The 22555-nt window shown below is 37.0% G+C and carries 20 protein-coding genes and 1 tRNA gene; 14 read left to right on the top strand and 7 right to left on the bottom strand.

The features are described from left to right. The first annotated feature begins 504 nt into the window (after positions 1-504). On the top strand, positions 505-1149 hold the full coding sequence (locus AVJ19_RS11700) for a YqiJ family protein (protein WP_111859874.1): 645 nt from the start codon (positions 505-507) through the stop codon (positions 1147-1149). Between the two features lie 28 nt (positions 1150-1177). Continuing rightward, positions 1178-2896: a flotillin family protein gene (locus AVJ19_RS11695; RefSeq protein ID WP_111859873.1), complete on the top strand. Its 1719-nt coding sequence runs from the start codon at positions 1178-1180 to the stop codon at positions 2894-2896. Positions 2897-3013: 117 nt separating this feature from the next. Here the strand turns inward: AVJ19_RS11695 and AVJ19_RS11690 are convergent, their stop codons facing one another. Beyond that, on the bottom strand, positions 3014-3427 hold the full coding sequence (locus tag AVJ19_RS11690; protein ID WP_228203355.1) for a hypothetical protein: 414 nt from the start codon (positions 3425-3427) through the stop codon (positions 3014-3016). Between the two features lie 269 nt (positions 3428-3696). On the opposite strand from AVJ19_RS11690, the gene AVJ19_RS11685 reads away from it, so the two are divergent. Continuing rightward, positions 3697-4719 (top strand): ELM1/GtrOC1 family putative glycosyltransferase, encoded by a 1023-nt coding sequence (locus AVJ19_RS11685; protein WP_111859872.1) that lies wholly within the window; start codon positions 3697-3699, stop codon positions 4717-4719. A 129-nt stretch (positions 4720-4848) separates the two neighbouring features. On the opposite strand, the gene AVJ19_RS11680 is transcribed toward AVJ19_RS11685, so the two are convergent. Beyond that, positions 4849-5373, bottom strand: coding sequence for a YecA family protein (locus AVJ19_RS11680; protein WP_111859871.1), 525 nt, complete (start codon positions 5371-5373; stop codon positions 4849-4851). Between the two features lie 66 nt (positions 5374-5439). After that, positions 5440-5649: a PA3496 family putative envelope integrity protein gene (locus AVJ19_RS11675; protein ID WP_111859870.1), complete on the bottom strand. Its 210-nt coding sequence runs from the start codon at positions 5647-5649 to the stop codon at positions 5440-5442. A 335-nt stretch (positions 5650-5984) separates the two neighbouring features. On the opposite strand from AVJ19_RS11675, the gene rpoD reads away from it, so the two are divergent. Together rpoD and AVJ19_RS11665 are read left to right on the top strand one after the other, a co-directional pair. After that, positions 5985-7931: an RNA polymerase sigma factor RpoD gene (gene rpoD / locus AVJ19_RS11670; RefSeq protein ID WP_265736087.1), complete on the top strand. Its 1947-nt coding sequence runs from the start codon at positions 5985-5987 to the stop codon at positions 7929-7931. A gap of 115 nt (positions 7932-8046) precedes the next feature. Further along, positions 8047-8334, top strand: coding sequence for a YbeD family protein (locus AVJ19_RS11665; RefSeq protein WP_065994933.1), 288 nt, complete (start codon positions 8047-8049; stop codon positions 8332-8334). A gap of 85 nt (positions 8335-8419) precedes the next feature. On the opposite strand, the gene AVJ19_RS11660 is transcribed toward AVJ19_RS11665, so the two are convergent. After that, positions 8420-9304 (bottom strand): metal-dependent hydrolase, encoded by an 885-nt coding sequence (locus AVJ19_RS11660; protein ID WP_111859868.1) that lies wholly within the window; start codon positions 9302-9304, stop codon positions 8420-8422. 81 nt (positions 9305-9385) lie between these two features. After that, positions 9386-10279, bottom strand: coding sequence for a M24 family metallopeptidase (locus AVJ19_RS11655; protein ID WP_111859867.1), 894 nt, complete (start codon positions 10277-10279; stop codon positions 9386-9388). Positions 10280-10620: 341 nt separating this feature from the next. On the opposite strand from AVJ19_RS11655, the gene lipB reads away from it, so the two are divergent. From lipB to AVJ19_RS11635, 4 genes are all read left to right on the top strand, one after another. Then, positions 10621-11280, top strand: a complete 660-nt coding sequence (gene lipB, locus AVJ19_RS11650; RefSeq protein ID WP_111859866.1) for a lipoyl(octanoyl) transferase LipB — start codon at positions 10621-10623, stop codon at positions 11278-11280. 80 nt (positions 11281-11360) lie between these two features. Beyond that, a complete protein-coding gene (locus AVJ19_RS11645; RefSeq protein WP_111859865.1) occupies positions 11361-11894 on the top strand; it encodes a hypothetical protein in 534 nt (177 codons plus the stop codon). 3 nt (positions 11895-11897) lie between these two features. Beyond that, positions 11898-13085 (top strand): iron-containing alcohol dehydrogenase, encoded by a 1188-nt coding sequence (locus AVJ19_RS11640; RefSeq protein WP_111859864.1) that lies wholly within the window; start codon positions 11898-11900, stop codon positions 13083-13085. A 263-nt stretch (positions 13086-13348) separates the two neighbouring features. Beyond that, positions 13349-14734 carry an APC family permease gene (locus tag AVJ19_RS11635; protein ID WP_111859863.1) on the top strand — a complete coding sequence of 462 codons (1386 nt, stop codon included), beginning with the start codon at positions 13349-13351 and terminating at the stop codon, positions 14732-14734. Positions 14735-14808: 74 nt separating this feature from the next. On the opposite strand, the gene AVJ19_RS11630 is transcribed toward AVJ19_RS11635, so the two are convergent. Continuing rightward, positions 14809-16512, bottom strand: a complete 1704-nt coding sequence (locus AVJ19_RS11630; protein WP_111859862.1) for a M61 family metallopeptidase — start codon at positions 16510-16512, stop codon at positions 14809-14811. Positions 16513-16680: 168 nt separating this feature from the next. Between AVJ19_RS11630 and AVJ19_RS11625 the strand changes: the two genes are divergently transcribed. The 4 genes from AVJ19_RS11625 (at position 16681) to AVJ19_RS11610 (ending at position 21600) form a co-directional block, all read left to right on the top strand. Next, positions 16681-17949 carry a D-alanyl-D-alanine carboxypeptidase PBP6B gene (locus AVJ19_RS11625; RefSeq protein WP_228203354.1) on the top strand — a complete coding sequence of 423 codons (1269 nt, stop codon included), beginning with the start codon at positions 16681-16683 and terminating at the stop codon, positions 17947-17949. A 129-nt stretch (positions 17950-18078) separates the two neighbouring features. Continuing rightward, entirely contained in the window at positions 18079-19365 is a 1287-nt protein-coding gene (locus tag AVJ19_RS11620; RefSeq protein WP_111859860.1) for an NAD(P)/FAD-dependent oxidoreductase, read from the top strand. Positions 19366-19508: 143 nt separating this feature from the next. Further along, entirely contained in the window at positions 19509-19991 is a 483-nt protein-coding gene (locus tag AVJ19_RS11615; RefSeq protein ID WP_111859859.1) for an FKBP-type peptidyl-prolyl cis-trans isomerase, read from the top strand. Positions 19992-20172: 181 nt separating this feature from the next. Then, positions 20173-21600 carry a cryptochrome/photolyase family protein gene (locus AVJ19_RS11610; RefSeq protein WP_111859858.1) on the top strand — a complete coding sequence of 476 codons (1428 nt, stop codon included), beginning with the start codon at positions 20173-20175 and terminating at the stop codon, positions 21598-21600. A 22-nt stretch (positions 21601-21622) separates the two neighbouring features. Here the strand turns inward: AVJ19_RS11610 and AVJ19_RS11605 are convergent, their stop codons facing one another. After that, positions 21623-22078: a hypothetical protein gene (locus tag AVJ19_RS11605; RefSeq protein WP_111859857.1), complete on the bottom strand. Its 456-nt coding sequence runs from the start codon at positions 22076-22078 to the stop codon at positions 21623-21625. A 245-nt stretch (positions 22079-22323) separates the two neighbouring features. On the opposite strand from AVJ19_RS11605, the gene AVJ19_RS11600 reads away from it, so the two are divergent. Continuing rightward, positions 22324-22399, top strand: a tRNA-Asn gene (locus AVJ19_RS11600). Positions 22400-22555 lie beyond the last annotated feature (156 nt).

Here is a 22555-nt window from a genome sequence, read left to right as displayed (position 1 = left end):
TTAATATATATTTCAAGTTATGAGCAATCCCCAAAGTTCATAACATTTCTCCTTAACCGGATTTGTGTATACAAATTCGTTGTCATACGCAGTGATCACCCCAATCATTGCGTATTTTTTTGAGCTTGAAATAGTAAATATATGCTCTTTTTCCTTTAGTTCTAATTAACTTAAATAAAAAGAATATGTGATGTGAACAACTCCTTTTGAAAATCCTTTTAAAATAAGTCCCATACATTCCTTGTGATGGCGATTACTCTTTCGTCTAATTATGCATAATTTATAATCTACTTTTAATTTTATTACAAATTTTTTATTTGAAATTCCCATGCTCACCAAAAATCAATAACTTATTGATTTACAATTATTATTATTAAAAAAATATTGTCAATATTGAAATAACCATATAAACTGAACTTATTAATAGAATTAACTCATCATTTGGCAGTTGCCAAATATTAAAAACACATCACAAAAATTGTGAATTGAACAAGAGTACGCACTATGTGGGAATTATTTACTCATGCTTCAAACTTATTTTTTAGTGTCAGCTTATGTTTAATGTTGCTCTTGGGTATTTTTGAATGCTTACTTTTACTCCTAGGCTCATCGTCTCAAGGATTTTTAGATCAATTTATTCCAGAAGGTGTGGGTGACAGTAAAAATCTTGGCATTGACCTTGATACAGATCACAACTTATTTGTCCAGTTTTTAGATTGGTTGTATTTAGGACGTGTTCCTGTTTTAGTTTGGCTGATTATTTTTTTAACTGTTTATGCTTTGTTTGGTTTTATCATGCAAAGTTTATATTTTGCATTCACACAACAATATTTAGCCCTTTGGATTGCAGCACCTGCGTGTTTATTTTTATGTATGCCCTTAGTGCGTGTCAGTGCTGCTGCTATTGCCAAAATTTTACCTAAAGATGAAACCACAGCGATTTATAGTGAAGAACTGATTGGTCGTACTGCATTGATCATCTTAGGTGAAGCAAAACAAAACTACCCTGCTCAAGCAAAGGTACTCGATCAATTTGGTCAAACACATTATGTATTGGTCGAACCAGAGTTAAATATTATTTTCTCACAAGGTCAGGAGGTGATTTTAACGCAAAAAACTGCAAATGGTTTTCAAGCGATTCAACTTTAATTTTTAATAACAACGTAGAGATAATTACATGATGAACTCCTCTTTCAACCAAATTTTAATCCTTGCAGGTCTTATTTTAGCTGCACTTATTTTCATCGGGGTGATTATTGCCCGTCTTTATAAACGATCAAGTAAAGAAGTATCGTTTGTTCGAACTGGTTTCGGTGGTGAAAAAGTTATTTTAGGTGGTGGTGCAATTGTATTGCCTGTCTTACATGAAGTTATTCCTGTCAATATGAACACTTTACGTTTAGAAGTTAAACGTGCTGCGGATCAAGCATTGATTACACGCGACCGTATGCGTGTAGATGTAATGGCGGAATTTTATGTACGTGTCAAACCGACCGCAGAATCTATTGCAACAGCAGCGCAGACATTGGGTCAAAAAACCATGTCACCACCAGACTTAAAAGACTTGGTTGAGGGTAAATTTGTCGATTCTTTACGTGCTGTTGCCGCAGAAATGGCAATGGAAGAATTACATGAAAAGCGTGTTGATTTTGTGCAAAAAGTTCAACAAGTCGTTTCTGAAGATTTATTTAAAAATGGCTTAGAACTTGAGACTGTATCACTCACAGGTTTAGACCAAACGAGTTTTAAATTCTTTAATCCACAAAATGCATTTGATGCTGAAGGCTTAACTAAGCTCACTGAAACGATTGAAGATCGTCGTAAAAAACGTAATGATATTGAACAAGATGCCGATCTGGCAATTAAAGCCAAAAATCTTGAAACTCAACAAGCGCAGTTGCAAATTTTACGTGAAGAAGAATATGCAAAAATGCAACAAGAACGTGAAATTTCAATTCGTAAAGCAGAACAGTTAGCAGAAATTGCATCACAAGAAGCAGCAAAAAAACGTGAAGCAGAAGAAGCTCGTATTGCAGCAGAACGTGAAGTTGAATTAAAACGTATTGCATCTGCACGTGATGTCGAAAATGAAAACATTGTCAAAGCACAATTAATTCAAAAAGCACAAGTTGAACAAAAGAAAACCATCGAATTGGCTGAGCAAGATCGTGCCATTGCAATTGCTGAAAAATCTCGTGCTGAGTCTGAAGCAAAAGCATTAGCTGACCAAGCACGTGCACAAGCTGTAAAAGCCGAAGAAGAAGTTTTAACAGTACGTGAAACTCAACGTGCAGAACGTATCAAAGCAGTTGAATTGGTTGCCGCAAAACAAGTTGCAGAAACAGATGCAATTGCAATCACAGTTGCAGCGGAAGCAGCAAAACAAGCTGCTGTAGATGATGCTGAAGCAGTACGTATTGCAGCACAAGCTGAAGCTGAAAAAGTGCGTTTAAAAGCGCAAGGTGAAGCTGATGCAAAAATTCTGCTCGCTCAAGCACAAGAGAAACAATACCATGTTGATGCAGAAGGTACACGTGCAGTCAACGAAGCCAACAATATCTTGTCAACTGAACAAGTTGAAATGCAAATCCGCTTGGCATTGTTGAAATATTTACCAGAGATTATTCGTGAAAGCGTTAAACCAATGGAAAATATTGATGACATTAAGATTTTACAAGTTAATGGCTTAGGTGGTATTGGTGGTTCGTCTGCAGCTTCTGGTGATTCAGGTGCTGAACAAGGTCAAGTTGCTCTATCTGATCAAGTGGTAAATAGTGCTTTACGTTACCGTACACAAGCACCTTTGATCGACAGCTTAATGAATGAGTTAGGCATCCAAGGTGGTGACATTAATGGTTTAACTCAAAGCTTGAAAGCCAAAACTGATGCAAAATAATCCTGATATCTAAATTATTTTTAGATGTCATATACATAAAAACTGCTGATTTTTAATCTATGCAAGGATTAAATCTCAGCAGTTTTTTATTTAAATCATGGTCAATCATCAATACAACTACTGACACTTACCTACAACTTTACCTTCAATACTGCTCATACTTGAACGCAACTTACTGCTTGAACAATATAAATTTCCAGAAATCATCGCTTTATCCAAGCTGATTTGTGCTGCACCCTGTGCTGCATTTACATCGCCTTCAATGCTTGAATTTACTAATTTCAGTGATCTTGCAGCACTTGCCTGAATGGCACCAGATACCGCAGTATTATTTAAAATCAAATTCGCACCTTGTTGTACATTGATTGATCCCTCTACGGCTGCCATATTCAAAGTACAAGTAGCACCTGCAGGTACAGTGAGTTGCCCTAATGCGGTATTGCTAATGGTTTTATTACATACTGCGGCAAAACTGAAACTTGAGCAGGTTAGCAGCATCGGAAGTACTAGTCGTGAAATTATTTTTTGCATCATGTTCTCCAACATTAAAACAATTCAAAATTAATGATTAAAATTTTCGTTTTTATTATTCAATATTATTTTGATTACAACATGACAGTCGTATAGTGAAGGTGTTATTTCTTGTGACTCCCCTATTCACATAATTATTCTTGTTAAAGTTGAGCATACACATCCTTTCTGTGACTAACTTTGTCAAAAACCTTTAATCTAAGCTTCAGCATGATTTAATAAAAGCTCGTTAGCCTAATCACAAGCAAAACACTAGATTAGGTTGAATTGTGAATACCTTAACATCCAATAAAGCTGTTCTCGTGATTCATGATGGTCGCAAAGGTCATTTAAATCCATCACTTGCTGTCGCTGAAGTGATTCAAGAAAAATATCAACTACAATTTCAGACATTTCAACTTCCAATTAAGCTAAGTAAAAAATGGGTCAGTTTATTTAAAAAAATTTCTAATTTCCCAATGTGTTATCAAGTATTTGGACAATTATTTTTTAAAATTGAACCTACTGAGATCAAGCAGGCTGAAATCATCATCTGCTCTGGAATGCCCAATTTAATTTATGCAGCATATTTGGCTCAAAAATATCAGCGACCGCTTTTATATGTTGGAAATTTAAGAAAATTTAATGAAAAATTGATTGATTTAAGTATTACAGCTTTGCCACAAAATGTGAATTGTGAACAAATTATTTTACCCACACCGCCTGTTTCTGCAGATTTTACAACATCCACTGAATTAGAGAAACAACATGAAGCTGTACTGCTTTTGGGTGGTTCAACAACAGAATATCCTTTCTCAAAGCAAGACTTTTCCAACATGATTCGGAACTTTGCTCATTTTGTGCATCTTCATCAGTTGAAAGGTAGCGTAATTTGCTCACGTAGAACACCTAATTTAGACCTAAAAAGCTTAGATTTATTACATGATCAGCAAATAGACTACATAGATCAGCAGCAAAAAATTACACTGTCTGAAAAATTGGCACAGTGTAAATATATTTTTGTGACAGAAGATAGTATTACCATGTTATCTGAAGCGATTCATACTGGAGCAGTAGTCACGGCGATTTGCTTGAATGAGGAAAAAACAGATGAGTTGGTCGAAAAATATTTGAATTATCAATACATTCAAAGAAAATCTATTGCTCATTTAGCGCAGATTATCGAACACTACAGCCCAATCAAAAGAGCAGAGATGATTACGCCATTAGTGCGACAATTAGATATGCTTTATTTCCAAGGACATTTTCAGAAAATGGCTCATTCTCGTAAAAAGCATAAAGTCTATGCTTAAAAATATAACAACACGATACGATAAGTAACTTAGATCATACAAATGAAAGCATAGAAGCCTCCAAGAAAAATGCCAATCAGTTGAACTGATTGGCATGATCTACAAAGACCTTATTTTATTCAATGTAACTTATTGATCTGAATGAAACATCAAATAAATTTCATTTAAATTATCAGGAATTTCTTCTGCAATTTCGTCCATCAATTGACCATTACGACGGAAAGATTCCATTTGTGGATCTTCATCATCCACACCGCTGAATACCATCATTGGCAAGGTTAAATCAACCACTTGCTCTTCATACTCAGGGCTAAACCAAGCTTCTTCATTGAGGAACATGGCATCAACAAAACCCACTGACCAATCGCCTAAACTTGATTCAACATCGGCTTCTTCAATCTCAAAAGGAAATTCAACACCTTCTTCATTGGATAATTTTTGACGAATATCTTCCAACCAAAGCTTAATCTGCGCAATGATTTCTTTAGGTGCTTTGTCTTGGTTGCTTTCAAAAAGCTCATCTAACCAACGATCAAATTTTGGGCCAACTGCAATTGCACATAAAAAACCATGAGTCGCCGCGAAATCTAGACCATACTCGTTTTGGTCGCCATCTAGATAGTCACTTAATTGGTCTAAATCTAAAGCACTCATTTTATTTCCAATCGATTATAATCAGTGTAAAAGCATAACATTTTTTAGTGTTATGCCCAATCTGTTTTAAGCATCATCGTCTTCAAATTCATCGTCATCATCAAAGTCATAATCAAAATCTTTTAATTCGCGATCTAAACGGCGTTGAGCAAGTAAATCATCGATTAAACGACGCTTTTCTAATGATTCTTTGGCGCTAATTTTGTTTGATGACTCATCAAAACTAACATCATCATCACCGTAGCTATCATCTAGTTCAAAATCTGTAGAAGACACTAAAACTACCTCATAATGAAAAAATGTGAATGGGTCTAGGCGCTATTTATCTTTGTTCTGAAATCTTGTCAAGTTTTATTTAATTATTTTCCATTTTTCGTGTAATTTGGGCTTTTTTTGTGCCGAATTTTATGGCATGGTATAATCCACCCTACGTCCTTCTATTTGATTGTTCATTTTAAGCAATTGTATAGAAATTCGTTTCAGGGTTGAGCTTGAAAACAACAAATTCATCCCCATTTAATTTATTTAGCGAAACCACATTCAGATTATTTTATCAGCACATATTTGTCTGATGAAAATATAAACCATGTCACAACATATTGTCAGGGTTTATACAATCTTGCACGGTTTTTCACTGCCACAGATTCAATGAAAAGAGAGTAAAGATGAGCGATATGCAATCCCCTACTTCACAGGTAGCGGCGCTGATTAGCCGAGGCAAAGAACAAGGTTACTTAACCTATGCTGAGGTTAACGATCATCTCCCAGACTCAATCACAGAAAGCGAACAGATTGAAGACATTATTCAAATGCTTCAAGACGTGGGTATTCCTGTGCATGAACGTGCACCTGAAACCGATGACGCAATGTTTGAAGGCAACAGCGAAGCAACTGATGAAGTTGCTGAAGAAGAAGCTGCTGCAGTGCTTGCCTCTGTGGAAAATGAGCCAGGTCGTACCACCGACCCTGTACGTATGTATATGCGTGAGATGGGTACAGTTGAGCTTTTAACACGTGAAGGCGAGATCAGCATCGCAAAACGTATCGAAGAAGGCATTCGTGATGTTCTGCATTCGATTGCGTACTGGCCTAATGCTGTTGAAGTTGTTTTACAAGAATATAAAGATTATGAAGCAGGTGAACGTCGCTTAGCGGACATTTTATCAGGTTATTTAGACCCTGAATCTGATGAAGCTATCCCAGAAGTACTAGAGGATGAAGCTGAAGAATTAGATGATGACGAAGCGGAATCATCAAATAAGCCAACCAAAGATGTAAAGTTGGATGATGATGACGAAGAAGAAGAATCCGAAGGTGATGATGATTCTGAAGGAGAGTCTGGTCCAGATCCTGAAATCGCGAAAGCACGTTTTGATGAATTACAAGCTGTTTGGGATACAGCTAAAGCATCTATTGCTAAATCAGGACGTAACAGTGCTGAAAGTAAAGAAGCTATGGAAGCGCTGGCAACTGTATTTATGATGTTTAAATTTACGCCTCGTTTATTTGACATTATTTCTGAAATGATTCGTGGTACACACGAACAGATCCGTACCTCTGAACGTGAAGTGATGCGTTATGCAGTACGTCGTGGTCGTATGGATCGTACCCAATTCCGTACTTCTTTCCCAGGTCAGGAGTCAAACTTTGCTTGGTTAGATGAACAAATTACCAAAGCACCAGCTGAACTCAAAGGCTATTTGGAAAAAGTGCGCCCTGATGTATTGGCATTTCAACAAAAGATTGCTGATATTGAAAATGATTTAGGCTTAGATGTTAAAGGCATCAAAGACATTTCTAAACGTATGGCAATTGGCGAAGCCAAAGCTCGTCGTGCGAAAAAAGAAATGGTTGAAGCCAACTTACGTCTAGTAATTTCAATTGCGAAAAAATACACCAACCGTGGTTTACAATTCCTTGACTTGATTCAAGAAGGTAACATCGGTTTGATGAAAGCAGTAGACAAGTTTGAATACCGTCGTGGTTATAAGTTCTCAACGTATGCGACTTGGTGGATTCGTCAGGCGATTACTCGTTCGATTGCAGATCAGGCACGTACCATTCGTATTCCTGTGCATATGATTGAAACCATTAACAAGATCAACCGTGTATCTCGTCAATTGCTGCAAGAAATGGGGCGTGAACCAACACCTGAAGAATTGGGTGAACGTTTGGAAATGGACGAAGTTAAAGTTCGTAAAGTGCTTAAAATCGCCAAAGAACCGATTTCAATGGAAACACCAATCGGTGATGATGAAGATTCGCACTTGGGTGACTTTATTGAAGATGGCAACATCACATCACCTGTCGATGCTGCAACTTCAGAAGGCTTAAAAGAAGCGACTCGTGAAGTTCTTGAAAACTTGACTGAACGTGAAGCGAAAGTATTAAAAATGCGTTTTGGTATCGACATGCCAACCGACCATACTTTGGAAGAAGTGGGCAAACAGTTTGATGTGACCCGTGAGCGTATTCGTCAGATTGAAGCCAAAGCGTTACGTAAATTACGTCATCCTTCACGTTCTGAACACTTACGTTCATTCCTTGAAAATGACTAACATTTACTGACCTGATGGGGACTTGAAAATTTTTCATTCATCTCCATTAAGTAATGAAATGCAACACAACGCCTGCACTTTTGCAGGCGTTTGAAATTAGGGGACACTCATGTCAATGTTAGACCGTACACCTTCTCGCGAACTTCGTGAAGATCTTTGGGTATTTCCAATGGATTATCCAATCAAATTGATTGGTGATGCTGGCGAAGAATTGCGTGGTGCTGTTGTTGAAATTTTAGTTAAACATTTCCCTGAATTTGATGAAGCCACTTTAAAAGTACAACCATCACGTACAGGTAAATACCATTCAATTACTGCACAATTACGTTTTGATGAACTAGAACAAGTCCATCAATTATATGCAGATTTGGCTGCTTGCCCGCTGATTAAAACTGCACTATAATTATTCAGTAAGAACTAAAAAATCAGAGCCTAAGTGCTCTGATTTTTTATTGTGCCGTGCATTAACCTAAATTAAATCAATGAATCTAAAAATCATAAGCTTTAAAATAATATGCAGCCAGTTGATCATTACCTTCTTGACGTGGGTCATAAGATGGCTTCATCCAACGACCAATAGATTTGATTAAAAGTTTCACTGAAGGTAAACGTGCTGACCGTTCAAACTCTTTTTCTACTTCTCTTAAAATAGACAACATTGAAGTTGGTAACTGCCCTTTTTTCAAATTTGGATCTTGTTCAATGGTAAAACCAATCGCACGTGTCCAAAGAATTACAAACAATGGAAAAACTAAACTCATGGTAAATTGTCGCCCTGCATAAAAGCCAAGTTTGCTTTTACATAAGTGTTGGAACAAATCAAATGCCACAGCACGATGTTCTACTTCCTCTGCGCCATGCCAACGTATCAAACGTAAAATTTCAGGATCAAAATTATTAATCGCTTTTTCTTCTAACACCCACATGCCTAAAATGCTCGTAAAATGTTCAATTGCAGCAATCAATCCCACCTGAAAAACTAACCAATTTTTTCCCAATAATTTTGCTAACCAGCGTTGTTTTAAAGGTAATTCATCTATTAAATCTTTAAATAAAGTTTCAGTAATATTAACAAAATCAGTTAAATCAATGCCCTGTAGTTTATAAAAATCAATGACATTACTATGTGAACGAGAATGCACCGCTTCTTGCCCAATAAAACCTTTTACATCAGCATAAAGTTGTGGATCTGCAATGTCTGGCAAGGCTCGATTAAACACACGACAAAACCAAAGTTCACCTTGTGGTAGCAAAATATGTAAAGGGTTAATTGCATGCGTCACGAAGGGTGTTTCAGCCCAATAAATCGGTGATTGACTTAAGTCAAACTGGACTTTACGTGCTTGGATCAAATGTTCTACAGCTGCATTCATTTATTTTTTCCTTTTTATGCAGTTGATGATGATCATTTTTCAAATCACCATCAAATCTTTCGACAGTTTTTAAAATTATGTTTAAGCTATTTTTTGTTCAGGAATCACGATCTGACGTTCACGCCAACGGCGCATTTGCGGTGTTTCATCATCCAACCAATAAGCATCATCATCAGTAATCACCAACATTTCTTCCCATTTTGCACCAACCCCATTCAAACCTAAATGCGGCTCAACAGCCCAAAGACCTGCAACAGGTTTGTGATTTGCCATTTTTCCTGAGTTCCAGATTGGTGACCAACCCTGTGTTGCCCCTGTACCTATTAAACGACCTAAAGTTTTTAATGAATCAACAACAAAACCTAAAATAGTAAATGGATCTTTATGATTGGTACGTGCAGGAATTTTAGTGACTTCATGCGCCAAGGTTTCAAATGGATAAGCTTTATGACGTGCTTCATAGCCCTTTAAATCAATAAAATGATCAACTTGCTGACTAATTTCACGAATGGTTTTACGCTCTTTAACCAACTGTAAAATTTTCTCACGGAAAAATGCCAAATCATCCATGACCTGTTCAAGGACAGCATTTTCACCTAGGCAGCCTGTATAACCAATATCTGCCATGTATTCACCCAAAATTGGTGCATTGTCTAAAATAAAAGGCATACCTTCTTCAAGACGCTTATTGGTTGGGAAAAATTGCAATGCAATTTTAAAATTATTAAATGCAGTTCGCTCACCAAACCATGCAAATGGTGCATGGAAAAAATCTGTCACGCCATGATCAAGTAACCATACTTTTTGCATTTTTGCGGCTTGCTTTTCAGTCATACCAGGTTTCAGTTCTTTAGCCACTTCTTCTGCACATTGATACGCTAGATGCTGTACTTGACGAAACTCTGCCAATTCATCCATCGTTGGGTATTGTAATTGATGCTGTGTATATTGGAAAAAAGGTGAAAATATTGGCATAAATACCCCCATAAATTTTTATACATACAATAAATCTATATTTAAAAATATTTTCATATTCAAAATATCAATTGATATAGATTCAATTTTAAAAATAACACTATTTAATTCACATTTAATTTAAATAATATGAAAAATTTATCATAATATTATTTCAATGACTAAATACTAAGCTGCTTAATTCGACTTTGAAAAATGAATACAGGACAAAGATTGTCAATCTAGGACAATTCCATAATTTTTTTATGGTTATTTGATGATTTATTTGCAAGAAATAGTACTTAAAGTCTGCGAAACATTTTAAGATAGGAGAAAATTAAAGTTTCTAATCGATATTTGTTATGAATCAATCCGTGGATTTACCCGACTTAATTATTCGTGAATTCCATCAACTCACTGACTATGCAACACGTTTTCAAGAAATGAAAATGCTCACGGAACAACGTGATGAAAATACACCTGATGAATTATGGATTCTGCAACATCCCGATGTATTAACACAGGGACAAGCTGGAAAACCTGAACATATCCTGATGCATACCGATATTCCTGTGGTACAGTCAGATCGTGGTGGGCAAGTCACTTGGCATGGGCCTGGGCAAATGGTGATTTATTTCATGTTCGATTTGAATCGTTTAAAATGGAATGTCCGTAGCTTGGTCACTTATGCAGAAAATCTGATGATTGATCTGCTGAAAAAATACGACATTGAAGCTTATGCAAAACCCGATGCGCCTGGGGTCTATGTCAATGAACGGAAAATAGGCTCATTGGGATTTAAAATCCGTAAAGGTCGCAGTTATCATGGTTTGGCACTGAATATTGATTGTAACTTGGATGGTTTTCACACCATCAACCCATGTGGCTATGCAGGTTTGGAAATGGTGCGGATTTGTGATTTAATGGAAAATTATCCAAAATTCAATCAATTGGCAGATGATGTCAGCACATATTTTAAAGAAAGTGGCTTTTTTAATGACGTAGAAGTCATTTCACAATAAAGCACTTCCCTTTTGCACAAAAACAAATTAGAGTAAATACTCTAAATTATAAATACTAACTCAAATGAAGGGATAAGCGAGTGATTTCAAGTAAATCTGTAAAACCCGCTTTAGAACAAGCCTATGTCAAACTCATGATGGACGTGATTGGCAGAGGCTTGGTCATGGCGAGCCAAGTTGATGATGAAATTAGACATGAAGTATCTAAATTCCCTGTCGGCTTTGTACTTTCAATGAAAGTTTTTCCAAATGGAGCATCTTTTGTTGCCAAAGTGAATGAAAAACATCAGCTGGAACTGGTGACTTCTTTGCAAGGCAAACCTGATCTCACCATTACGTTTAAACATATACACCATGCTTTTTTAGTGTTTTCATTTCAAGAAAGCACCTCACAAGCTTTTGCCAATGACCGTATGATCGCTGATGGAGATTTATCCAATGCGATTCGTTTGGTCCGTTGCTTAAATAAAATGGAAGCATTAATTTTACCCAAAATGGTTGCAGAACTTGCAGTTAAAGAATATCCAACTGAACTCAGCCTAAAAGAAAAATTATCAGGTGCAGCGAATATTTATCTCAAAGTTGCCCAATCATATTTAAAAAGGAGTGCATAACGCATGGCTGCTAAACCGTATTACGAATTTTTTTGTCCTGTAAAAGTCATTGCTGGTCATGCTGCACTTGAACATATTCCTTATGAATTATCATCACTGGGTGCAAAACGCCCGATGATCATTACTGACAAAGGTGTACGTGCCAACAACCTACTTGCACCGATTGAAGCAGCATTTACCTCTACAGATGTTGAAATCAGTTTTATTTTTGATGATGTTCCGCCTGATTCAAGTCTAGAAACAGTACGTGCTGTTGCACAAGCTTATCGTGCCAATAATTGTGATGCGATCATCGCTGTAGGCGGTGGTTCAGTGATTGATACCTCTAAAGCAGCCAATATTTTGGTGACTGAAGGTGGTGATGACCTGACAAAGTATTCAGGCGCGCACAATCTACCACGCCCACTGAAACCATTTTTTGTGATTCCAACCACATCAGGTACAGGTTCTGAAGTGACCATGGTTGCTGTAGTTTCGGATAATCAGAAAAATGTCAAAATGCCTTTTGCATCGAATTATCTCATGCCAAATGCAGCCATTTTAGATCCACGCATGACACAAACCTTGCCACCACATCTCACAGCGATGACAGCAATGGATGCAATGACCCATGCGGTTGAGGCTTATACGTGTATGGCGGCGAATCCTATTTCAGATGCTTATGCAACTGCTGCAATTAAAAAAGTCAGTGCAAGCTTATTCAATGTTTTAGACAATCCAACCGATGCCGATGGTCGTTTAGAACTGGCTCAAGCATCAACAATGGCAGGCATTGCATTCTCCAATGCGATGGTCGGCTTGGTGCATTCACTCGGTCATGCGCTTGGTGCAGTTGCACACTTGCCACATGGTTTATGTATGAACCTCTTCTTGCCGTATGTGTTGGAATTCAATAAAGAAGTCAATGGTCATAAAATCGCTGATTTATTATTACCACTTGCAGGTCCTGATATTTATGCGCAAACCCCTGCCAATCAACGTGCAGACAAAGCGATTGCCTATATCAATACCATGCGTGACCGTATTCATGCTTTAACCAAATTGCCACGTACTTTGAGTGAAACAGGCAAAATCACTAAAGAACAATTGGATGAGGTTGCGGACAAAGCTCTAAATGATGGTTCGATTATTTATAATCCGAAAGAAGCTACATTTAAAGACTTAAAATCTATTTTAGAAAAAGCTTGGTAATTGTTGAAAAATAAGCCAATATAAGCTGTAAATAAGCCTGATGTTTTCGAACATTGGGCTTTTCATTTATAGAAGAAAAATACTGCTTTATTTTTGTACCAAGTGGCATATTTTCTGCTAAAAAAAAGCGTAAAGTTACTGACAAAAGTTTGCAATTGGAGTAGATTGGCGCACTTTTGTTTTATTCTTAGGGGGGATCGTTCGTCTCAAACGATCCTTAGATATATGACTGATCCTTGATCAACGATAAGAGGATAACGCCGTTGACAATTAACTCTGGGACTCAATCGGCAGCTAAACTGCAAAAAACGCTAGGTTTCTGGCACATCATTATTATTGGTTTGGCTTATATTCAACCCATGACGCTTTTTGATACCTTTGGTTTGGTATCAGAAGAAAGCCACTTCCATGTTCCCACGTCTTATATTATTGCTTTAATAGCAATTTTATTTACATCTATTAGTTATGGTCACATGATTCGTCGATATCCATCGTCGGGCTCAGCCTATACTTATGCACAAAAGTCCATTCACCCCAATGTCGGCTTTATGGTCGGTTGGTCATCTTGGTTAGATTATTTACTCTCTCCAATGGTGAACATCATCCTTGCGGTGATCTATTTAGAGGCACTATTTCCTGATGTAAACCACTGGGTTTGGGTCGTTGGTTTAACTGTCGTCATGACTGCTGTTAATTTGCGTGGTGCAAAATTCGTTGCGAACTTTAACAGTATTATTGTTTTCGTACAGTTAGGTGTGATTGCATACTTTACATGGATGGTTTATCAACTGCTTGCAGGCGGTGTGAATGCTGATGGTTCTTTGGTCAATGCAAAATATCAATTATGGAGTTTAGAACCATTTTGGAATGAAATGACCAATTTAGGTGCACTCATTACAGGTGCAACTTTATTGTGCTTCTCATTCACAGGTTTTGACTCGTTAAGCTCACTTGCTGAAGAAACCAAAGACACTGAAAAGACCTTACCCCGTGCGATTTTCATGACAGCGTTATTTGCAGGGATAATTTTTATTATCAGCACTTACTTCATGCAAATTTACTTCCCGAATGATCCTAAAACTTACTTTGAAGATGTTGCTGCAACACAGCCTGACATTTTACAAGCGGTTGGCGGTGTTGCATTTAAAACTGTCGTACTTTATTTTGCGATTGTGACGGTAATGGCTTCAGGGATCTCAGCACATGCGGGTGTATCACGTTTAATGTATGTGATGGGTCGTGATGGCGTTATTAATAAAAAGATTTTTGGTCATATTAGCCCGAAAAACTTTACCCCTTCGTACAATATCTTAATCGTTGGTGCTGTTGCTTTAACTGCTGGTTTCATGGATCTTGATATTGTTATTTCTATGATCAGCTTTGGTGCTTTAACAGCATTTACTTTTGTGAATTTGTCAGTAATTTCTCGTTATGCATTGCGTGATGGTCGCACTAAATCATTCAAAGATATTCTCAGCTTTGTGATTATTCCTTTGCTTGGTTTTATCAGTATCTTTGCAATGTGGCTTGAAATTGAAGAAACTGCTTTGAAATTCGGTCTATGGTGGGCGATGTTTGGTATCTTGTACCTAGGTTATAAAACTAAAGGCTTCCGTTACCCTGCACCACAACATAATGAACATGAATAAGAAATTGATTTAATGATTCAAAATCACAAAAGGCGCTGAATGCGCCTTTTGTTTTTTTCATAAAATTTTATAAATTAAACACTTAACCACTGTACAACTTTGCTTTGATCAACAACTTTGAGTTCAACTGTGCTGAGTTCAATCTCACCACCTTGTAGCTCAAATTGTAAAAATTCATCACGGCGGAAAGCATATACAGTGAAACTTGCAGATTGTTTTGCATATTTTGTCAGTAATTTTTCAGAGGCTTTTAAACCATCAATTGCGATAATGACATCATTTGCTGAAAGTCCTGCTTTTGCACCTGCTCCGTTGCGATGAGCTTGCTGGATCAACACGCCTTCTGGCTTGTCTAAAATTTTCAAACCAAATGGCAAAGATTTTTCATTTTTAACTTCAAAATCAATACCAAACTCAGGGAATAATTGATCTAAAGGCAACTCATCTGTGGTATTGATCAAATGGTTAATTTGCTCAATCCATTTCACACCTGTTAATTCTTCACATAAAGTGAAAATCGTACGTTCATTGACTTGAATGCCATTTTGCGTATTTTCATACAATTTACGCATCAAAGCATCAAGGCTCGAACCTTTCATTCGTAAGCCTAAATCCAAACATAATGCCACCAAGCAACCTTTGTTATAGTAACTTGTTCCTGCATTATTTGAGTTTTCATCTTGACGGTAAAATTTAATCCACGCATCAAAACTTGACTCAGATACGGTTTGGATAAAACGTCCTGGATTTTGTAAATAACGATCAATTTGTGCTTTGAGTAATTTCAAATAAGATTCTTGAGAAATCACACCACTACGATACAAAATCAGATCATCGTAATATGAGGTGAATCCTTCAAAAATCCACAATAAAGATGTCAAGCTTTCTTTATTAAGATCATAAGTTGCTAAATTTTCAGGGCGAATGAACTTCACCAACCACGAATGAAAATATTCATGGCTACATAAGCCAAGAAAACGCTGATAATCCGTTGATGGTTCTGTTGGTTCATCAGCTTTAGGCAAATCATCACGAGGCGTAATTAAACTGGTACTGTTTGGATGTTCTAAGCCCCCATAACTATTGCCTGTTGCCATCGTCATAAAGGTATAGTTTTCAAATGGTGCTGAACCAAACATGGCAATTTCTGTCGCACATATTTTTTCAATGTCTTGCTGCATCCGTTCAGCATTCATGGCATGTTGCCCTGACACGACAAACTCATGTGCAATGCCTTGAGCCTCAAAACTGAAACGGGTTTGTTCTGCGAGCTCAAATGGACTATCAATCAATTCTGCGTAATTTTTGGCAGTTAAGGTATAACGACCTTTCACTAAGCTTTTTGATTTTAAACCTGTCGCAAGTTGGAAATGTTTTAACTCAGACGGTAAAAACACTTCGACTTCAATTGGGCTATGCTCTTGATCTTCTAAACCTAAGCAAAGACATGTAGGGTTTATATATAAACGGGTTTGATCGACATAAGCACCTCGCACGGACAAATCATAGGCATAAACATCGTATTCCACGGTAATTAGCTCATGATCTGTGTTATATAAGCGCCATTTATTTTTATCAAATTTAGTGATTTGCAGTTCACGCCCAGCTTCATCGTAGGCTTTTACTGCTTCCAAATGCTTAGCAAATTCACGAATTAAATAACTACCCGGAATCCATGTCGGTAGAGATAATACTTGGGTTGGATTTGCTAAAAAACGTAAAGTAACATGTACGAGATGCTGACGATAGTCGTCAAATTCAATTTGATAATGCAACATAAGCCGTATTCAAAAAAATATTTAAGGTAATTATTTATTAGATTAACATTTTTTACAAAGCAGTGCTTTATTCGTGCATTTTGATTGTAAAACTGACTAGCCAGAATAGTGAAAAAAGCATAGCATTCCTTATGTTTTTCACCTCCTGTTTTGCTAAGGCTGTCCCCTTTGAAAATTGTCACTTATTTACTTATCTTCATCTGTTCACTTTGCTCCACGCTAGTTAATGCAGCCTTATTAAATATCAACCCCATGTCAGTAGAAGCGGAAGCTTGGACAATTTTAGATACCCAAACAGGACAAACCATCGCAGAACATAATAGCCATGTGCAACGTGCGCCTGCCTCTATGACCAAAATGATGGTGGCTTATATTGCATTAAAAGAAATCAAAGCAGGACATCTTAAAAAAGAAGAAATACTAACAGCGACACCTGTTGTAAAAATCGTGCAATGGGACGAGTCACAAATGTACCTTAAAGAAGGTGAACAAATCTCAGTCGATCAATTGATCGCAGGTTTGATCGTAATGTCTGCTAATGATGCGGCTGTTACTTTAGCAGAACGCATTTCAGGTACACTCCCCGCTTTTATTGAGCGCATGAACAAAGAAGCCAAAGCTTTGGGCATGAATGATACGCATTTTGCCAATGCACCCGGTATTACCATGCCTGATCATTTTTCCTCTGCATATGATATGGCATTACTTGGACAAGCCGTTGCACAGCATACACCTGATTATTTAAATTATTCAGTGATGCCAAGTTTTAGCTACAAACAACATTTTCATCATGCAACCAATTTGGTATTAAAAGCAGACCCAAGTGTTGATGGGTTAAAAACAGGATTTACCAAAGCTGCGGGTTATAATTTAGCACTCTCTGCACATCGTCCAACCTTTGATCCAGATGTTCCAGATCGCCGTCTTGTTGTTGTGGTTATGGGTGCAAAAAATGCAGCCAAACGTGCTGAAGTTGCACATAAGCTTTTAAACTTAGCATATGCCTATACCCGTGATGAAGTTGCAATTAAAGATAAACAATTAATTGCAGAATTACCTGTGGTCAAATCCACTTTAAAAATGTTTAAAGTTGAAGCTAAAAAGCCACAAATTGTGACTACCAGTTTATACAATAATGCACAAGCTATTGATTTAATGAATTTTGATAATATTAACTCAAGAATTATGCAGGCTGATGCCACAGGATTATTATCTGCTATTCATCCTTTGCAAAGTACCGAAACGCATTTAAATGTTGAGCTCAACGAAGCATCTCTTACTGCACCATTGGCGAAAATGATGCATTTAGCTAAGGTTAATGTCTATCAAAATGACCTTTTGCTCCAATCTTTTGACATTGAAGATGAAGTACATATCGAGCAAGCTTCGTGGTTTGAGCGTTTGCTTGAATGGCTCAAAGCCTTATTTGGTTTGTAACGGATATAAAACCTGACTTATTTACTTTGTTTTTGTTATAAGTATGTAAATTGTAATACAAAAAATACAAATTACTGTAAATAGGATGGCATATTAAGTCATCCTTTAATAACAACTATTAGGTAATTCATGTCAAAAATTCATCATATCGTGATTGTCGGTGGTGGTGTGGGCGGCTTAGAACTGGTCACACAACTCGGTGATACTTTAGGCAAAGCACAAAAAGCCAAAATCACTTTGATTGATCAAAAGCTCACACACATTTGGAAACCGCTTTTACATGAAATCGCTGCGGGAACCATGAATCCCAATGATGAAGAAACCAACTATTATGCACATGCTGCCAAGCATCATTACGAATTTATTCAAGGTCGATTTGAACACCTTGATCGTGAAAATAAGCAGATTACCTTAAGTAAACCTCAAACCAGTAAATATGAAGCTGCGAGCGAAAAACAAACCGTTGCATACGATACATTGGTACTCGCTTTAGGTTCTGTCTCCAATGATTTTAATACTCCAGGTGTGAAAGAATATTGTCATTATTTAGATAGCCCAAAACAAGCAGAGATTTTCCAACAAGATTTACTTCATCTCTATTTAGATGCACAAAATACCAATACTGAACGTAGCTTAAATATTGCCGTGATTGGTGCGGGTGCAACAGGTGTTGAACTTTCAGCTGAATTGGTTGAAGCCAAACAAAATTTTTATAATTATGGTTTAAATAAAATTAATCCTAACCAAGTGAAAATTTCCTTGATCGAAGGTGCAAATCGTATCTTACCAGCCCTATCAGAAAAAATGGCTGAGCATGCTGAAAAGCAACTGCAACGCATGAAAATCGACGTTTTAACTTCAAAACGTGTGGAAAAAGTTGATGCAGAAAAAGTTTATTTTAATGATGGTACGAGTATTCAAGCAGAACTCAAAGTTTGGGCTGCAGGCATCAAAACACCAAAAGTGATTGCAGATTTACCTGATTTTAAAAAAGACCGCATGGGACGTTTAGAAGTCTATGCCACTTTACAAACTAAAACTGATCCAAGCATTTTTGCCATTGGTGACTGTGCCAACTGTATATTAGATGCACGAGAAGCTCCTCTCGGACCACGTGCCCAAGTGGCAAGTCAACAAGCGACTTTTATGGTTGATGCACTCAAAGCACGTATCAATGGTAATAAACAGCCGATGTTCCAATTTTCCGAAAAAGGCTCATTGGTATCACTGAGCAAAAATAAAGCAGTGGGTGAATTACTCGGTCAGGTCAATGTACAAGGCTTTGTAGCAAAGTCGATGTATGTATCACTATACCGTTTACATCAAGCAACCATTTATGGTTATGCACATGCAGGATTACTCACGGCTAAAGATTTTGTTACACGGAAAATCGCACCACGGATAAAATTGCATTGAAATTTAATAATTCGCCCTTATTAATGAAAAAACCATCAAAAAAGTGGTAAAAGTGCTTTTTTTTCGTAAATTTAGTCTACAAAAATTGCATTTCACTTTATGATGTACGCTTATAACTATCTATTTTCGTATGGATCAATAACATGACTGCTATTGCAAATAACCAAGTGGTTTCTTTCCACTACACGTTGACTAACGCTGAGGGTGAAACTCTCGATAAATCACAAGGTGAGCCACTTGCATATTTGCATGGTGCAGGTAACATCATTCCTGGTTTAGAAAAAGCATTAGAAGGCAAAACTGTAGGCGAAAAATTTACAGTAAACGTACCTGCTGCTGAAGGTTATGGCGAATACAACCCTGATTTAGTTCAAGAAGTTCCTGCTCAAATGTTCCAAGGTGTGGAAAACATCGAAGCGGGCATGCAGTTCCAAGCACAAACTGAAGATGGCGTTCAAATCGTGACTGTAAAAGCAGTTGAAGGTGACAACGTTGTTGTAGATGCTAACTTCCCACTTGCTGGTCAAGATCTTACTTTTGAAGTAGAAATCGTTGAAATTCGTGATGCTTCTGCTGAAGAATTAGAACATGGTCATGTTCACGGTGCAGGTGGTCATCACCACTAAGATCGTTTCGATCTGACAAAAAGGCAAAGTTTGATACTTTGCCTTTTTTATGCACTGTGCGCTTTATTCTCGTTATTCTTATTTTGGTGACTTTGTGAATTTTAGGTTTTACCCTAAAATCAATATCATTCTATTTTAGATTCATCCATTTCCCTAATCTCCAAGCCCAATATTAAAGATCATGAAACGACAACTGATTTGGTTTCGCCAAGATTTACGTATTCAAGACCATAGCGCCTTGTGGCATGCGACACAGGAAGGACAAACGATTGCATTCATTGCCCTTTCTCCTCAGCAATGGCGTAAACATCATGATGCACCGATCAAAATCAATTTTTATTTAAAACAATTAGAGCAGTTACAACAACAACTCAAAAAGCTCAATATTCCAGTAATTATTGATATTATTCCTGAATGGAAAAACCTTGCAGCACATGTTTTGCAACACTGTCAAAATTTAAATATTGAAAATATACATGCCAATATCGAATGTGGAATCAATGAATTACAGCGTGATTTTCAAGTACAACAACTGTTAAATCAGCATGGTCATGATTTAATTTTATACCATGATCGCAGCATTTTCCCTGTAGGTTCGATCCGTAATAAATCCAATCAGCCCTATCAAGTCTTTGGTGCATTTAAAAAGTATTGCTACGACCAACTCAGCATTTCAATTCCACAGTCTTATCCAATACCTGCACCGCAAAATTTTTTAGATATTGAACATAAAATTAAACATGACATTCCTAATTTACAACAGCTAGGTTTTGAGCCAAATCATTTTAATTCAACATGGCAAGTGGGCGAAAATCATACCCATACGGTATTAGACAATTTTATAGAATACCAAGTGAAAGACTATCAAACAGCACGAGATTTTCCACATCTTGAAGCTACCAGTCAGCTCTCACCTTATTTAAACTTAGGAATTTTGTCGATTCGCCAATGTCTCAATGCCCTATTTCGTCAGCAACACGGACATTTTCACATTGACAATATCGGACAACAAACATGGCTAGATGAACTGCTGTGGCGAGAATTTTATCAACATATCCTGTTTGATTTTCCAAGAGTTTCTAAAAACCTTCCCTTTAAAATCAATACACAATATTTAAAATGGCGAAATTCCCCTGAAGATTTAAACGCTTGGCAACAAGGGAAAACGGGCATTCCTATCGTTGATGCAGGTATGCGTCAAATGTTAAAAACAAGTTGGATGCATAATCGTGTACGTATGATCGTGGCAATGTTTCTTAGTAAGAATTTGCTCATCGACTGGCGTTTGGGTGAACAGTGGTTTATGCAGCACTTGATTGATGGTGATTTGGCAGCAAACAATGGTGGTTGGCAATGGTGTGCCTCGACAGGTACAGATTCAGTACCCTATTTCCGTATTTTTAACCCGATCAGTCAGTCTCAAAAGTTTGATGAAAATGGTGACTATTTACGAAAATGGTTACCTGAAATTGCACATTTAGACGCAAAAACCATCCATGCGCCGTATGCAAAAAATCCTAATTTACAGCTCGATTATCCAAAGCCCATTGTTGACTTGAAAATGAGTCGACTCAGAGCGATTGAGGCTTTTAAGCATTTAACAGCCTAAAAGCCGATTATCTCAAATATGCTTAAACAGCTTGTCTAAAATGTTTAAATGATAATTGAGAAAATTTTGGTCGTTCGATTGATTCAAAGAAACAGTAATATTTAAAGACACGATCTAAAGCAATGTGTATGACTTTTTGCTCAGAAATAGACCATACTTTGGCATGATTTGCACCTGAAAAAGTACTCCCCACCCATTGAAATAAGTATAAATCATGCTCACGTTGGATCGCTGTTTTGGTATTTTTTGTATTTGAATCTGTTAGAAGTTGGCACTTTGCATTGATCAGCCATTTTTCACTAAACCAAAGCTGCAATAAATCACCCAAAAATAATTTTTTCTCACCAAAAGACCAAACTTCAAAATAAGCTTGCTCAATTTCAGTGTAATAGTGTTCAGGATTTTGAAGAATCGAAAGATAGTTTTCTTGGTAAAAAGAGAAATTTGAAAAAATATCGGAAATGCTAAGCGTATTCATCGCTGTCTCCTATTTAGCCATTTTAGTGCTGGCAAGTTGGTTAAATCCACACGGTTTAAGCAACGGCTTAAACTCACTTTCTAAATTTAATCTAGCAAGCCATTTAAATGATTGCAACCCTTTCGGTGATTTTTTTTGAATTTGAGCATTTTTGTTCAAATAAAAAGCATACAACATAAAAATGAAGAAAACATGACATGAAAGGCTTGACCGCTAATGATATATCCTTATAATCGCATGCAGATTCTCCAATAGCTCAGTCGGTAGAGCGACGGACTGTTAATCCGCAGGTCCCTGGTTCGAGCCCAGGTTGGAGAGCCAAATACTAAAAAGCCCACTCATCATGAAGTGGGCTTTTTTATGCCTAAAAATAGATACAACATTAATGGATTTATTTGGATTGATGTTTTCTAAGCTGCCTACATGGCAGTGAACATATTTAAAATAGTAATTAAGCCCTGCGAATGCTTTCTAAGC

This window comes from Acinetobacter sp. CFCC 10889, from assembly GCF_003268395.1.
In the GTDB taxonomy this organism is placed as follows: Bacteria; Pseudomonadota; Gammaproteobacteria; order Pseudomonadales; family Moraxellaceae; genus Acinetobacter.
Note: the sequence above shows the minus strand (reverse complement) of the source record. Positions and strands in the feature narration are given on the sequence as shown.

Coding starts and splice junctions, on each gene's coding strand:
- AVJ19_RS11700 (WP_111859874.1), top strand. CDS start 505: ATGTGGGAATTATTTACTCATGCTTCAAACTTATTTTTTAGTGTCAGC.
- AVJ19_RS11695 (WP_111859873.1), top strand. CDS start 1,178: ATGATGAACTCCTCTTTCAACCAAATTTTAATCCTTGCAGGTCTTATT.
- AVJ19_RS11690 (WP_228203355.1), bottom strand. CDS start 3,427: ATGCAAAAAATAATTTCACGACTAGTACTTCCGATGCTGCTAACCTGC.
- AVJ19_RS11680 (WP_111859871.1), bottom strand. CDS start 5,373: ATGAGTGCTTTAGATTTAGACCAATTAAGTGACTATCTAGATGGCGAC.
- AVJ19_RS11665 (WP_065994933.1), top strand. CDS start 8,047: ATGTTAGACCGTACACCTTCTCGCGAACTTCGTGAAGATCTTTGGGTA.
- AVJ19_RS11660 (WP_111859868.1), bottom strand. CDS start 9,304: ATGAATGCAGCTGTAGAACATTTGATCCAAGCACGTAAAGTCCAGTTT.
- AVJ19_RS11655 (WP_111859867.1), bottom strand. CDS start 10,279: ATGCCAATATTTTCACCTTTTTTCCAATATACACAGCATCAATTACAA.
- lipB (WP_111859866.1), top strand. CDS start 10,621: ATGAATCAATCCGTGGATTTACCCGACTTAATTATTCGTGAATTCCAT.
- AVJ19_RS11640 (WP_111859864.1), top strand. CDS start 11,898: ATGGCTGCTAAACCGTATTACGAATTTTTTTGTCCTGTAAAAGTCATT.
- AVJ19_RS11630 (WP_111859862.1), bottom strand. CDS start 16,512: ATGTTGCATTATCAAATTGAATTTGACGACTATCGTCAGCATCTCGTA.
- AVJ19_RS11620 (WP_111859860.1), top strand. CDS start 18,079: ATGTCAAAAATTCATCATATCGTGATTGTCGGTGGTGGTGTGGGCGGC.
- AVJ19_RS11615 (WP_111859859.1), top strand. CDS start 19,509: ATGACTGCTATTGCAAATAACCAAGTGGTTTCTTTCCACTACACGTTG.
- AVJ19_RS11610 (WP_111859858.1), top strand. CDS start 20,173: ATGAAACGACAACTGATTTGGTTTCGCCAAGATTTACGTATTCAAGAC.
- AVJ19_RS11605 (WP_111859857.1), bottom strand. CDS start 22,078: ATGAATACGCTTAGCATTTCCGATATTTTTTCAAATTTCTCTTTTTAC.